Source organism: Streptomyces sp. NPDC049813 (assembly GCF_044465085.1).
Lineage (GTDB): Bacteria > Actinomycetota > Actinomycetes > Streptomycetales > Streptomycetaceae > Streptomyces.
The window spans coordinates 1-13,454 of record NZ_JBITLI010000015.1 but is presented as its reverse complement, the minus strand read 5'-3'; the positions used below and the strand labels follow the sequence as shown (position 1 = coordinate 13,454).

Sequence of the window (13,454 nt, the reverse complement as noted above, 5' to 3'; positions counted from 1 at the left end):
AGACCAGGGCAAAGTCTACCGGCGCTCCTCCGTCTCCCGTGGGGCCTCTCGGCGACGGCTCCTCGGCAGCACCCGCAGAGCGTCCCCTATATCGGCGACTTCCAGGACCTTCATACCGGCCGGGATCTTTCCGGGGTCGCCCGGCACCAGCGCGTGCGTGAAGCCGAGCCGGTGCGCCTCGGCGAGCCTGCGCTGCACTCCGGTGACCCGTCTGACCTCGCCCGCCAGGCCTACTTCTCCGATCGCGACGAGGTTCTTCGGCAGCGGGGTGTCGCTCGCGGCGGAGGCGAGGGCGAGCGCGACGGCGAGGTCGGCGGCGGGTTCGGTGAGCTTCACGCCGCCGACCGTGGCGGAGTAGATGTCCCGCTTGCCCAAGGCGCTGATCCGGCCGCGCTGTTCGAGCACGGCCAGCATCATGGAGACGCGGGAGGTCTCCAGGCCGGAGGTGGTGCGGCGGGGCGAGGGGATCTGGGAGTCCACCGTCAGGGCCTGGACCTCGGCGACCAGCGGGCGGCGGCCCTCCAGGGTGACGGTCAGGCAGGTGCCGGGGACCGGCTCGTCCCGCCGGGTCAGGAAGAGGCCGGAGGGGTCGGCGAGTCCGGTGATGCCCTCGTCGTGCAGCTCGAAGCAGCCGACCTCGTCCGTCGTCCCGTACCGGTTCTTGACGCCGCGGACCAGGCGCAGCCGCGCGTGCCGGTCGCCCTCGAAGCTGAGGACGACGTCCACGAGGTGCTCCAGGAGGCGGGGGCCCGCGATCGCGCCGTCCTTCGTGACGTGTCCCACGAGCAGCGTGGACATGCCGCGCTCCTTGGACGCGCGGATCAGCGCGCCCGCGACCTCGCGGACCTGCGCCATGCCGCCGGGCGCCCCGTCGATCTCGGGGGAGGCGACCGTCTGTACGGAGTCCATGATCAGGAGGGCCGGTTTGACGGCGTCCAGGTGGCCGAGGACCGCGGAGAGGTCGGTCTCCGCCGCCAGGTACAGGTGGTCGTCGATCGCCTTGATGCGGTCGGCGCGCATACGGACCTGGGAGGCGGACTCCTCACCGGTGACGTAGAGCGTCTTGTGCTCGGCGTCGGCGGCCTTGGCGGCCACGTCCAGGAGCAGCGTGGACTTGCCGACGCCGGGCTCGCCCGCCACCAGGACCACCGCGCCGGGCACGAGGCCGCCGCCGAGCACCCGGTCCAGCTCGGGCACGCCGGTGCTGCGGGCGGTCGCCTGCTTGCCGTCGACCTGGCCGATGGGCAGGGCGGAGGTCGTGACGCGGCCCGGCGCGGTCGTGCGCACCGCGGGCGCGCCGTACTCCTCGATCGTCCCCCACGCCTGGCACTCGGCGCAGCGGCCCAGCCACTTGGCCGTCTGCCAGCCGCATTCGGTGCAGCGGTAGGACGGACGGTCTTTGGCGGATTTCGTACGGGCAGCCATGCACGGAACGGTAGCGGGCCCCTCTGACAACAGCCGACGCGATCGACGCCAGGCCTCCCGGCCTTGCCCGACCCTGCCCAGGCACGACCCGAAATCGCGGCCCCGAAACGCGGCCCGGATCGCGGCCGACCATGCCACTGGCGGTTGCCCCGTGTCACCGCGCTGGCCACGGAATACGGCGTTCCTGTCCCCCTTTGAGGGATCGTTTCACCCGTAAGGATTAAAAGTGCTCAAGGCGGCGGAAGTGGCCCGGGCCAGCCGCCTACGGTCGCACGGGTGATGAGCAGCAGGCCGGAAACCCCCACGCACCCCACCGGCGCACACCGGGCGCACCGCTCCGGGACGAGGCGGCCGGTGCAGCGCGCCGTCCAGCAGCGCCCGCCGGCGCGGTACGAGCCCTGTCTGGACGGCCTGTTCACGTACTGCCTCTCCGTGCTCTGCGACCACGATGAGGCGATCGCCGCATGCGGCGACGCCCTCGCCCTCGCCGAGCGCCGCGGCTCGCGCGCCCCGGCCGCCGACTCCGAGGCCGACCGCAGGGCCTGGCTGTACGCGCTGGCCCGCTGGTCCTGTCTGCGCCGCCTCGCCGAGGCCAAGCGCAGGCGGCAGGGCACGCACGCGTCAGGAAAGCGCCCGCCCGAGCCGCCGGAGAGCGGCGCCGCGGCGGCCCCGGCCCCGGCCCCGGCCCCCGAGGACACGCTCCTGCACGAGGAGCGGCGCCGCCAACTCGCCCAGCTGGCCTGGCCGGAGGCGGCCGGCACCACGCCCGAGCAGCGCGAGGCGCTCGAACTGGCCGTCCGCCACCAGCTGTCGCCGCGGGAGGTCGCGGCCGTCCTCGGCACCGACCCCGGCGTCACCCGCGACCTGCTCGCGGCCGCCGCCTGCGAGGTCGAGCGCACCCGCGCCGCACTGGCCGTCGTCGAGACCGGCACCTGCCCCAGCGTCGCCCGCCTGACCGGGGACAACCAGCTGCTGCTGTCCAGCGCGCTGCGGCGCGAGCTGGTCCGGCACGTCGACGACTGCCCCCGCTGCCGGCGCACCGCCGAGCGCGCCGCCCCCGGTTCCTGGCCCGGCACCTCCGTGACGCCCGCGGCCCTGCCGCTCGTCGAGGCCCCTCGTGCCGCCCTGCACCGCGCCATGCACGCCCCGCACCCCGGCGGCGCGCCCCGCTTCGACCGGCGCGGTTTCCCGATGGACCCCAAGGACCGCGCGGCCCGGCGGGACCGGCTGCGCTCGCGCGCCGTGACGACGACTGTGGTCGCCACCGTGGTGGCCGCCCCCGTCATCGCCCTGTGGGCCGCCTACCGCGGCGCCCCGCAGACCGGCGAGGGCAGCGACGGACGCTCCATCAGCGCCGGGGAGCTGGGCGGTCCCGGCTCGCTGAGCGGCGAGCACGCGGACGACGCCTACGAGAACGCGGGCAACGCCAGCACCGCCCCCGACCCCCGCTTCAGCAAGAACGGTCACGCGCCGGACGTCTCCGTCGAGGTGATCTCGCCGCCCACGCGCGCGGGCGCGGGCCCCGGCCGGCTCACCGTGGAGGCGCAACCCAGTGGCGACACCACCCTGATCACGCTGACCGCGTCCGGCAGCTCCACCGTGGAGTGGTCCGCCCGCACCGGCGCCTCCTGGCTGTACCTCAGCCGGTCCTCCGGGACCTTGCGGCCCGGCCAGTCGGTGACCCTCCAGGTCCATGTCGACCAGGACCGCGAGCCGCGCGGGCACTGGAGCGCGCGCGTCGCGATCGACCCGTCCGGCGCGGTCATCTCCATCGAGGGGTACGGGCGCTGGGGCAGCGGGCAGCCCGGCCGGGGGCCCGGCCACGGCCACGGGCACTGGCCCGGACACGGTCACGGCCACGGACCGGGCCACGGCCACGGGCCGGGGACCGGCGAGCCCGACCCCGATCCGACCGGGCCCTCGCACCCGCCCACCGGCCCCGGGGACCCGTCGCCCTCCGACCCCGACCCGACCTCGCCCGGCCCGGACCCGACGTCCCCCGGCCCCGACCCGACGCCCAGCGACTCGTCACCCGCGCCGTCGGGATCCGGGGGGACGTCGTCCCCGTAGGACGGTGTGCCGGTGTTCCGGACCGGGCCTGTCCGGGGGTGCGGCCGCACCCCCGGAGCTCTCGGCCCCCGCGCCCCCGGCCCTGTCCCTACCGCCCCGGATCCGCCGGATGCGGGGCCGGGAGGCGCAGGCCCGCCGCCGAAGCGGCCAGGCGCTCCTCGCAGAGCTCGACCAGCTTCGCGTAGCCGTCCTTGCCCATCAGCTCGGTCAGCTCGGGGCCGTACGAGACGTACACCGGGTCGCCCGCGCCGTGCGCCGAGGTCGCCGACGTGCACCACCAGTGCAGGTCGTGGCCGCCCGGGCCCCAGCCCCTGCGGTCGTACTCGCCGATCGAGACCTGGAGCACCCGCGTGTCATCCGGCCGGTCGATCCACTCGTACGTCCGGCGGACCGGCAGCTGCCAGCACACGTCGGGCTTCGTCTCCAGCGGCTCGCGGCCCTCCTTGAGCGCCAGGATGTGCAGCGAGCAGCCCGCGCCGCCCGCGAAGCCAGGCCGGTTCTGGAAGATGCACGACCCCTGGTAGGGGCGGGTCTGGCGCTCCCCGTCCTCGTCCTTCGACACCCAGCCGGTCTGCGTGCCCACCTCGTGGTGCTGCCAGATGTCCGGCGTGAGGCGCGCCACGTGCTGCGCCACCCGCTTCTCGTCGTCCTCGTCCGAGAAGTGCGCGCCCAGCGTGCAGCAGCCGTCGTCCGCGCGGCCCGCCTGGATGCCCTGGCAGCCGCTGCCGAAGATGCAGCTCCAGCGAGAGGTCAGCCATGTCAGATCACAGCGGAACACCTGCTCGTCGTCGGCCGGATCGGGAAACTCGACCCACGCGCGCGGGAAGTCGATCCCCTGCTCGTCCGGCTGATCCGGGCGACCGGACCGGATCTGCAGGAGCGGCTGCGCCGGCTGCTGTGCCGGCTCCACCTGCTGCTGCTTCGCCGACTTCGTCTTCTTGTCGCTCTTGTCGGCCTTGGCCTTTTTCGTCTTTGGCACGAATCCAGAGTAAGCGCGCCGGGGGCGACGGGAAGACCTCCGCGGCGGCCGGCCGGACACACGGGCGCAGTAGCGTTCCTTACATGAGACTCGGTGTCCTCGACGTGGGTTCGAATACGGTTCATCTGCTCGTGGTGGACGCGCACAGGGGCGCCCGGCCGCTGCCCGCGCACTCCCACAAGGCGGAGCTGCGCCTGGCCCAACTCCTGGACGCGCGCGGGGCGATCGGGGCCGACGGCGTGGCGCGGCTCGTCGACACGGTCCGCGGCGCCCTGGAGGCCGCCGAGGACAAGGGCGTCGAGGACCTGCTGCCCTTCGCCACGTCCGCGGTCCGCGACGCGAGCAACGCGGACGCGGTACTGGCCCAGGTCAAGGCCGAGACCGGGGTCGAGCTGCGGGTGCTGAGCGGGGCGGAGGAGGCGCGGCTCACGTTCCTCGCCGTGCGGCGCTGGTTCGGGTGGTCGGCGGGGAAGCTGCTGGTGCTCGACATCGGGGGCGGTTCGCTGGAGATCGCTTACGGGATGGACGAGGAGCCGGACGCGGTGGTGTCGCTGCCGCTGGGAGCCGGGCGGTTGACGGCCGGGTGGCTGCCCGGCGACCCGGCGGACCCGGCGGACGTGAAGGCGCTGCGGCGGCATGTGCGGGCGCAGATCGCGCGGACGGTGGGGGAGTTCAGCCGGTTCGGGGCCGCGGACCACGTGGTGGCCACGTCGAAGACGTTCAAGCAGCTGGCCCGGCTGGCCGGGGCGGCCCGCTCCACCGAGGGCGTGTACGTGCAGCGGGAGTTGAAGCGCAGGTCCCTGGAGGACTGGGTGCCCAGGCTCGGTTCGATGACCGTGGCCGAGCGCGCGGAGCTGCCCGGGGTCTCCGAGGGCCGGGCCGGCCAGCTGCTCGCGGGGGCGCTGGTGGCGGAGGGCGCGATGGACCTGTTCGGGGTGGAGACCCTGGAGGTGTGCCCCTGGGCGCTGCGCGAGGGCGTCATCCTGCGCCGCCTCGACCAACTCCCCGCGGCCAGGCCCACCGTGTGATCCGGGCCACCCGGCCCGGCCCCCGCGGCGCGTGCGGAGCGGGGGCCTGAGCGGCCCCCGGGCTCCGCGTCGGCGCCCGGTACGCCCCACCCCGTACTCTGTCTGCGTGGCAGAACCAGTGGTGCGCATCCCGGATGCGAAGGTCGCCCTGTCGACCGCCTCGGTGTATCCGGAGTCGACGGCGACGGCCTTCGAGATCGCCGCACGCCTGGGGTACGACGGCGTCGAGGTCATGGTCTGGACCGATCCCGTCAGCCAGGACATCGACGCCCTGCGCCGGCTCAGCGACTACCACCGCATCCCGATCCTGGCCGTCCACGCCCCCTGCCTGCTGATCACGCAGCGGGTCTGGTCCACGGACCCCTGGACGAAGCTGCAGCGCGCGAAGGCGGCGGCGGAGAAGCTCGGCGCGTCCACCGTCGTGGTGCACCCGCCCTTCCGCTGGCAGCGCAACTACGCCCGGGAGTTCGTCGCGGGCGTGTGGCGGATGGCCGACGAGACGGATGTGCGGTTCGCCGTCGAGAACATGTACCCGTGGCGCTACCGGGACCGCGAGATGCTCGCGTACGCACCGGACTGGGACGTCACCAAGGACGACTACCGCCACTTCACCGTCGACCTGAGCCACACCGCGACCGCCCGTACGGACGCGATGCAGATGGTCGACCGGATGGGGGACCGGCTCGGCCACGTCCACCTGGCCGACGGCAACGGGTCGAACAAGGACGAGCACCTGGTGCCGGGCCGCGGCACGCAGCCCTGCGCCGAGCTGCTGGAGCGGCTGGCGGGCAGCGGGTTCGACGGGCACGTGGTCATCGAGGTCAACACGCGGCGCGCCATGTCGAGCGCCGAACGCGAGGCCGACCTCGCCGAGGCGCTCGCCTTCACCCGGCTCCAGCTGGCCTCCGCGGTGCGCGTACCGCGTTCGTGAGCCCGCGCCCGCCGCGGTGAGTGCCCCCGGGCCCGCGCGTCCCGGCACCGCCCCGCCCGCGGCATGAGACGACGACGGGCTTCCCGCACCCCACATGAGACAACCATCCCGCCATCTGGACAGGGTGTCCAGGGTGCGGATGGGCGGCGTACGCTCGGACGCACGTCTTTTCTGCCCTAAGGAGCGAGCGACGATGCCCGAGCTGAGGTCCCGCACAGTCACCCACGGCCGCAACATGGCGGGCGCACGCGCCCTTATGCGCGCCTCCGGTGTACCCGGTGCGGACATCGGCCGGAAGCCGATCATCGCCGTGGCCAACTCGTTCACCGAGTTCGTGCCCGGGCACACGCACCTGGCCCCGGTGGGCCGCATCGTCAGCGAGGCGGTCGTCGCCGCGGGCGGCATCCCGCGCGAGTTCAACACCATCGCCGTCGACGACGGCATCGCCATGGGCCACGGCGGCATGCTCTACAGCCTGCCCTCGCGCGACCTGATCGCCGACTCCGTCGAGTACATGGTCGAGGCGCACTGCGCGGACGCCCTGGTCTGCATCTCCAACTGCGACAAGATCACCCCGGGCATGCTGAACGCGGCGCTGCGGCTCAACATCCCGACCGTCTTCGTCTCCGGCGGCCCCATGGAGGCCGGCAAGGCCACGCTCGTCGACGGCACGGTGCGCAAGCTGGACCTGGTCAACGCCATCAGTGACGCGGTCGACGAGAGCATCTCCGACGAGGACATCCTCCGCATCGAGGAGAACGCCTGCCCGACCTGCGGCAGCTGCTCCGGCATGTTCACCGCCAACTCGATGAACTGCCTCACCGAGGCCATCGGCCTCTCCCTGCCGGGCAACGGCTCGGTGCTCGCCACGCACACCGCCCGCAAGGCGCTGTACGAGAAGGCGGGCGCCACGGTCGTCGAGATCGCCAAGCGCTACTACGACGGCGACGACGCGTCCGTCCTGCCGCGCTCCATCGCCACCCGCGCCGCCTTCGACAACGCCATGGCGCTGGACATCTCCATGGGCGGCTCCACCAACACGATCCTGCACCTGCTGGCCGCCGCGCAGGAGGCCGAGCTGGACTACACGCTGGCCGACATGGACGCCGTCTCGCGCCGCGTCCCCTGCCTCTCCAAGGTCGCCCCGAACGTGGCGCCCGGCGGCACGTACTACATGGAGGACGTGCACCGCGCCGGCGGCATCCCCGCCATCCTCGGCGAGCTGTACCGCGGCGGCCTGCTCCACGAGGACGTGCACACCGTCCACTCCCCGTCCATCAAGGAGTGGCTCGGCACCTGGGACGTCCGCAGCGGTTCGGCGTCCGAGGAAGCGGTCGAGCTGTGGCACGCGGCCCCCGGCTGCAAGCGCTCAGCCGAGGCCTTCTCGCAGTCCGAGCGGTGGGACAGCCTCGACACGGACGCGGCCGGCGGCTGCATCCGCGACGTCGCCCACGCCTACTCGAAGGACGGCGGCCTCGCCGTCCTGAAGGGGAACATCGCCGAGGACGGCTGCGTCGTGAAGACCGCCGGCGTCGACGAGTCCATCTGGACCTTCGAGGGCCCGGCCGTCGTCTGCGAGTCGCAGGAGGAGGCCGTCGAGAAGATCCTGCTCAAGCAGGTCAAGGAGGGCGACGTCGTCGTCATCCGCTACGAGGGCCCCAAGGGCGGCCCCGGCATGCAGGAGATGCTCTACCCGACCTCGTACCTGAAGGGCCGCGGCCTCGGCAAGGCCTGCGCGCTCGTCACCGACGGCCGCTTCTCCGGCGGCACCTCGGGCCTGTCCATCGGCCACGCCTCGCCCGAGGCGGCCGCGGGCGGCGCCATCGCGCTCGTCGAGGACGGCGACCGCATCCGCATCGACATCCCCGGCCGGACCATCGAACTGCTGGTGCCGGACGAGGAGCTGGCCGCGCGCCGCGAGGCCCTGGGCGGCGTCTACGCCCCCAAGGCGCGCGAGCGCAAGGTCTCCGCGGCCCTGCGCGCCTACGCGGCGATGGCCACCAGCGCCGACCGCGGCGCCGTCCGCGACGTCTCCAAGCTCGGCTGACCCGGCCCTCCGCGGCGCCGGACGCTCACCAGTTCTCGGGGCGGCTTCCGTCCACCCCGAAGACGGTGCCGTCCGGCGCACTCCCGTACACCCGCCCGTCGGCCACCACCGGCGTCCGCAGCTCGGCCACCACCCGGTCGGAGCGGGCGCCCGGCCGCGGGCGCGTCTGGCCGAGGGGCTTGCCGGTGCCGGGCGCGACGGCGAGCAGGCGGCCGTCGGGGGCCGCCGCGTAGACCCGGCCCGCACCGTCCACCGCCGGCGCCGAACCCCGGCTCACCGAGGTCTCCGAGCGCCACAGCTGCTTCCCCGACGCCAGGTCCTGCGCCACCAGACCGCCGCCCGTGGCGAGCAGATACGCGATCCCGTCGTGCACCGCCGCCGTCGCCTGGGACAACGGCAGCGTGAGCGCCACCCGCCGCGGGTCCGCGCCACCGGTCAGCCGGTGGCCGACCAGCGCCACGGTGGCGTCGTCCAGGTCGCGCTGGGTGCACCAGAGCCTCCCGCCCGCCACCCCCACCGGTGTGGCCGAACCCGGCGAGCGAAGCTGTCGGCGCACCGCCCCCGTCACCGGATCCACCGCACTCACCAGCGTGTTCACCCCGTCGGGTGCCGGAGTCGTCACGTAGGCCAGGTTCCCGCCGACGTACGACAGCACGGGCTGCGACACCGGCAGCCGATGCCGCCAGCGCTGCTTGCCGCTGCCGGCGTCGACCGCGGTCAGCGTCCCGTCGGGCGCGGCCAGCAGCACGCTGTCGCCCACCGGCTGCACCTGGCCCTGGTAGGCCGCGATCCCCATCGACCAGCGGGTCCTGCCCGTCACCGGATCGAGCGCGAGGAGCCGCGAGCCGTCCGGGGAGACGACCTGGAGCAGCCCGCCGGCGAGCACCGGCGCCGGGGCACCAACAGCGCTGTCAGCGCCATCAGCGCCGCCCGCCGCCTCGCGCAGCCAGAGCACCCTCCCGTCGCGCGGATCGAGCGACGCGGCGAGCACCCCGGGCGCAGTACAACGCAGCGCCCCCTTCCCGTACGAGCACACGGGCGCGGCCCCCGAACCGAGCGGCCGGCTCCAACCCCGGAACGCCGCGGGCGCGGCGGCGCGGGCCGTGCGCGGCCCGGCACCGTCGGCGCGCTCCGGCACCAGCGACAGGGTCGCGGCCAGCACACCGCCCAGCGCGAGCACGGCCGCGACGGCGCTCCCGACCCGTACGCGCCGCCGCCGACGTGACGCCCGCGCGCCACCAGCGGCCGACTCCTCGGCGTCCGGGTCTGCGACGGGCGCGGCGCCGCCGGGCGCCCCGACTTCGGGGGTGCGGGAGTCCGGAACACCGGACAGGGGCGTGTCGGTCCCGGGCCCGCCGGACACGGGCGCACCAGGGATCGCGGCCCCGGCCGCTGCGTCACTGCCCGCCCGACGCGCACCCGCCGCGGCCCCCGACCGCCCTGACCACGCCGAGGACTCCGACGGCCCCCGCTGCTCCGGTATGCACGCCGGGAGGGGGCCCGCCCCCAGAGCAACGCCCTCCGGAGCGGCGTCCCCCGGAGCGGCGTCCCCCCGGCTCGCGAAGGAGTGCGCCGCGAACGCCTGCGTGTCGTACCGCGCCGACAGCCGCCGCATCTCGGCCATCAGCTCGTCGGGCGTGGGCCGGTCCTCCGGTTCCTTGGCGAGGCAGCGCAGCACCAGCGGCGCCAGCTCCTGCGGCACCCCCGTCACGTCCGGCTCGTCGTGCACGACCTGGTACGCGACGAGGTACGGGCTGTCCGAGTCGAAGGGCCCGCGCCCGGTCGCCGCGTGCACCAGCACGGACCCGAGGGCGAACACATCGGCGGCCGGACCGACCTCGCGCGGCCGGCGGAACTGCTCGGGCGCCATGAACGGCGGAGTGCCGATCAGCTTCCCGGTCTCGGTGCGCAGTTCGCTGTCCTTGGGCCGCGAGATGCCGAAGTCGATGACCTTGGGGCAGTCCTCGGCCAGCAGCACGTTGCTCGGCTTCAGATCGCGGTGCACCACGCCGACCCGGTGGATGTCCCGCAGCGCCTCGGCGAGCCCCGCGGTGACGTGCCGCAGCTGCGCCGGGGTCAGCGGCCCGTTCCGCTTGACGTGGTCGGCGAGGGTCGGGCCCGGGATGTACAGCGTGGCCATCCAGGGCCGGTCGGCCTCCGGATCGGCGTCCACCACGGACGCCGTGAAGGCCCCGCTGACCCGCCGCGCGGCCGCCACCTCCTGCCGGAACCGCCCCCTGAACTCGGGGTCCTTGGCGAACTCGGCGTGCACCACCTTCACCGCGAGCGCCAGCCCCGACGAGGACCGCGCCAAGTGCACCACACCCATGCCGCCCGCGCCGAGACGCTCCTCCAGGCGATAGTGCCCGGCATACTCCGGAAGTTCCGCTTCCGCGTCGGACCCGAAGCTCTGCCGTGACGGCATGTCCACCCCCGTGGATGTCGTCGTGATCGCCGTGATCATGGTGCCCGGTACCGGCCCCGACCTCGTACGCGATCGCTGTGTGCGCGCGACGCACGGAGCCTAGTCGATGGTTCGTCGCGGTCCGGTGGGGCTTGCTAGCCTCCGCGTGCCACGGAGCGAGCGGACTCGTCCGGACCGTTCCGTACGCGGTCAGCACAGCACCACTCTTTCAACGGGGCCTCAACAAACGCTGAACGAGGCCTCGTCCGACGCTCGACGGGGGAGACAGACATGGCGGTAGAAGACATAAAGGACGCCGCGGAGCCGAGGGGGACCGCGGGGACGACGGAGTCGGCAGCACCCACGGGCGCGCCGGAGATCTCCGGCGCCGCGGTGGCCGCGGAGATGACGGCGGTCGCCGCCGGCTCCTACCCGGTGGCCCCGGGCTACAACGTGAACGTCCGCAGCGGCCCCGGCACCCAGTACCGCGTCGTGCGCACCCTGCCGCAGGGCGCGCGCGTGACGATCAACTGCCAGAAGCCGGGCCAGACGGTCACCGGCCCCTACGGCACCACGAAGATCTGGGACAACATCGGCGTCGGCGAGTACGTCTCCGACGCCTACGTCAGGACCGGCAGCGACGGCTACGTGACCGGGCGCTGCGGCTGATCCCCTCGGTGTCTCCGGGTCCCGGTGATAATCGACCTGTGAGCGACGAAACCGGCACCCGGACCCCGAGCACCCCTGTGGCCCCCGGCCCCCGCCCCGAGGAGATCCGTTTCTTCGGGACGAGCTGGGTGGACCACGGCGGCGGCTACGCCCTGCGCCGCGCCGCCGTCGGCGTGGGCGCGCTCCTCGCCGCGGTAGCCGGCTGCTTCGTCCTGCGCTTCGCCTACCAGGGCCTGGCCATCGCGGACGTCGGTTCCTTCGTGAACGTCCTGGTCGTCGTCATGTTCGCGGTGTGCAGCGCCTTCGCCTTCAACCGCACCTGGAGCGGCTTCTCCCGGCGCCCCGACCCGGAGCGCCAGGCGTCCCTGCGCGGCTTCCTGACCATCGGCTTCGTCGGCGTCCTCGTCGCCCACGCCCTGCGCTGCCTGACCGAGGCACCGGGCGAGAAACTCCGCAGGCAGGAGTACGAGACCGCCCGCGACCAGTATGAGCGCCGCACCACCCGCCGCGCCCGCAACCCCGCGAAGAAGTCGGGCGGCAAGAAGAAGGCCTGAGGCCCGGCCGCGCGGAGCGGTCCGGCACGGCACCGCCCGCGCGCGCGTACGTCCGTCCACCGGACAGCCCGGGGCCGGTGGCCCGCCCGGTGCGAGGATGCGTCCGGACGACGACGCACACGGAAGGCCCGGAGCCGACATGAGCCAGACGACCCAGACGAGCCCGAACCCGCGCCACAAGGTCGCCGTACTCGGCACGGGCAAGATCGGCGAAGCCCTGCTCAGCGGCATGATCCGCGGCGGCTGGGAGCCCGCGGAGCTGCTGGTGACGGCCCGCCGCCCGGAGCGCGCCGAGGAGCTCCGCACCCGGCACGGCGTCACCCCGGTCAGCAACCAGGAGGCGGCCGAGAAGGCCGACACCCTGATCCTCACGGTGAAGCCGCAGGACATGGGCACGCTGCTCGCGGAGCTGGCCCCGCACCTCCCCGCGGACCGCCTGGTGATCAGCGGCGCGGCCGGCATCCCCACCACCTTCTTCGAGGAGAAGCTGGCCCAGGGCACCCCGGTGGTCCGCGTCATGACGAACACCCCGGCCCTGGTCGACGAGGCGATGTCCGTCATCTCCGCGGGCACGCACGCCACCGCCGCCCATCTCAGCCATGCGGAGGACATCTTCGGCTCGGTGGGCAAGACCCTGCGCGTCCCGGAGTCCCAGCAGGACGCCTGCACGGCGCTCTCCGGCTCCGGGCCCGCGTACTTCTTCTACCTGGTCGAGGCCATGACGGACGCCGGCATCCTGCTGGGCCTGCCCCGCGACAAGGCCCACGACCTCATCGTCCAGTCGGCGATCGGCGCGGCCACGATGCTCCGCGACAGCGGCGAGCACCCGGTGAAGCTCCGCGAGAACGTGACGTCCCCGGCCGGTACGACGATCAACGCGATCCGCGAGCTGGAGAACCACGGGGTGCGCGCGGCGCTCATCGCCGCCCTGGAAGCGGCCCGCGACCGCAGCCGCGAGCTGGCCGGCGGCGCGAGCAGCTGACCGCCGGACGGCCCGAGGCGGGAGGTTGACACGCCTCGGGCCGGTACGTAGTGTTCTCCGAGTTGTCCGACGTGAGCGCCGCCTCTGGCCGGTCCCCGGACGACCATTCCGCAAGACCTACTCGAACACACGGCGTCTCTTCGTCGTGCCGTTTGTGCACGCCTTTACGGAATGAGGAATCCACGTTCGAAAGGGCGGGACCCCGATTAGGTCGGGGGCCGGGATTCCGCTAAAGTCTCACTCGCCGAAAGGGCCGAACAGCCCGGAAGGCAAACCCGGTTGACAGGGAATCAGGCCCGAAAGGATCTGATAGAGTCGACACCGCAGGAAGGCCGAAAGGCCGGAAAGCGAAAAGCAGGACCAGC

Annotated in this window: 10 protein-coding genes; 7 read left to right on the top strand and 3 right to left on the bottom strand. The window is 73.7% G+C overall.

Features of this window, described 5'->3' with window-relative positions; translation table 11 throughout:
• Nucleotides 1-15 precede the first annotated feature (15 nt).
• Complete coding sequence (gene radA / locus ACIBW6_RS27050; protein ID WP_399063995.1) at nt 16-1,425, bottom strand: DNA repair protein RadA; 1,410 nt, start codon at nt 1,423-1,425, stop codon at nt 16-18.
• 279 nt (nt 1,426-1,704) lie between these two features.
• Between radA and ACIBW6_RS27045 the strand changes: the two genes are divergently transcribed.
• On the top strand, nt 1,705-3,495 hold the full coding sequence (locus ACIBW6_RS27045) for a hypothetical protein (RefSeq protein ID WP_399063994.1): 1,791 nt from the start codon (nt 1,705-1,707) through the stop codon (nt 3,493-3,495).
• An 88-nt stretch (nt 3,496-3,583) separates the two neighbouring features.
• On the opposite strand, the gene ACIBW6_RS27040 is transcribed toward ACIBW6_RS27045, so the two are convergent.
• Entirely contained in the window at nt 3,584-4,474 is an 891-nt protein-coding gene (locus ACIBW6_RS27040) for a hypothetical protein (protein WP_399063992.1), read from the bottom strand.
• 83 nt (nt 4,475-4,557) lie between these two features.
• Between ACIBW6_RS27040 and ACIBW6_RS27035 the strand changes: the two genes are divergently transcribed.
• The 3 genes from ACIBW6_RS27035 (at nt 4,558) to ilvD (ending at nt 8,480) form a co-directional block, all read left to right on the top strand.
• Complete coding sequence (locus ACIBW6_RS27035) at nt 4,558-5,502, top strand: Ppx/GppA family phosphatase (protein ID WP_399063990.1); 945 nt, start codon at nt 4,558-4,560, stop codon at nt 5,500-5,502.
• A gap of 106 nt (nt 5,503-5,608) precedes the next feature.
• Nucleotides 5,609-6,433, top strand: a complete 825-nt coding sequence (locus ACIBW6_RS27030; RefSeq protein WP_399063988.1) for a sugar phosphate isomerase/epimerase family protein — start codon at nt 5,609-5,611, stop codon at nt 6,431-6,433.
• A 193-nt stretch (nt 6,434-6,626) separates the two neighbouring features.
• Nucleotides 6,627-8,480, top strand: coding sequence for a dihydroxy-acid dehydratase (ilvD, locus tag ACIBW6_RS27025; protein ID WP_399063986.1), 1,854 nt, complete (start codon nt 6,627-6,629; stop codon nt 8,478-8,480).
• A 25-nt stretch (nt 8,481-8,505) separates the two neighbouring features.
• Here the strand turns inward: ilvD and ACIBW6_RS27020 are convergent, their stop codons facing one another.
• On the bottom strand, nt 8,506-10,905 hold the full coding sequence (locus tag ACIBW6_RS27020; RefSeq protein WP_399063984.1) for a PQQ-binding-like beta-propeller repeat protein: 2,400 nt from the start codon (nt 10,903-10,905) through the stop codon (nt 8,506-8,508).
• 270 nt (nt 10,906-11,175) lie between these two features.
• Between ACIBW6_RS27020 and ACIBW6_RS27015 the strand changes: the two genes are divergently transcribed.
• From ACIBW6_RS27015 to proC, 3 genes are all read left to right on the top strand, one after another.
• Complete coding sequence (locus ACIBW6_RS27015; RefSeq protein ID WP_399063982.1) at nt 11,176-11,553, top strand: SH3 domain-containing protein; 378 nt, start codon at nt 11,176-11,178, stop codon at nt 11,551-11,553.
• 38 nt (nt 11,554-11,591) lie between these two features.
• Nucleotides 11,592-12,107: an EamA/RhaT family transporter gene (locus ACIBW6_RS27010; RefSeq protein WP_399063980.1), complete on the top strand. Its 516-nt coding sequence runs from the start codon at nt 11,592-11,594 to the stop codon at nt 12,105-12,107.
• A 139-nt stretch (nt 12,108-12,246) separates the two neighbouring features.
• A complete protein-coding gene (proC, locus tag ACIBW6_RS27005) occupies nt 12,247-13,089 on the top strand; it encodes a pyrroline-5-carboxylate reductase (RefSeq protein WP_399063978.1) in 843 nt (280 codons plus the stop codon).
• The last annotated feature ends 365 nt before the right edge of the window (nt 13,090-13,454 follow it).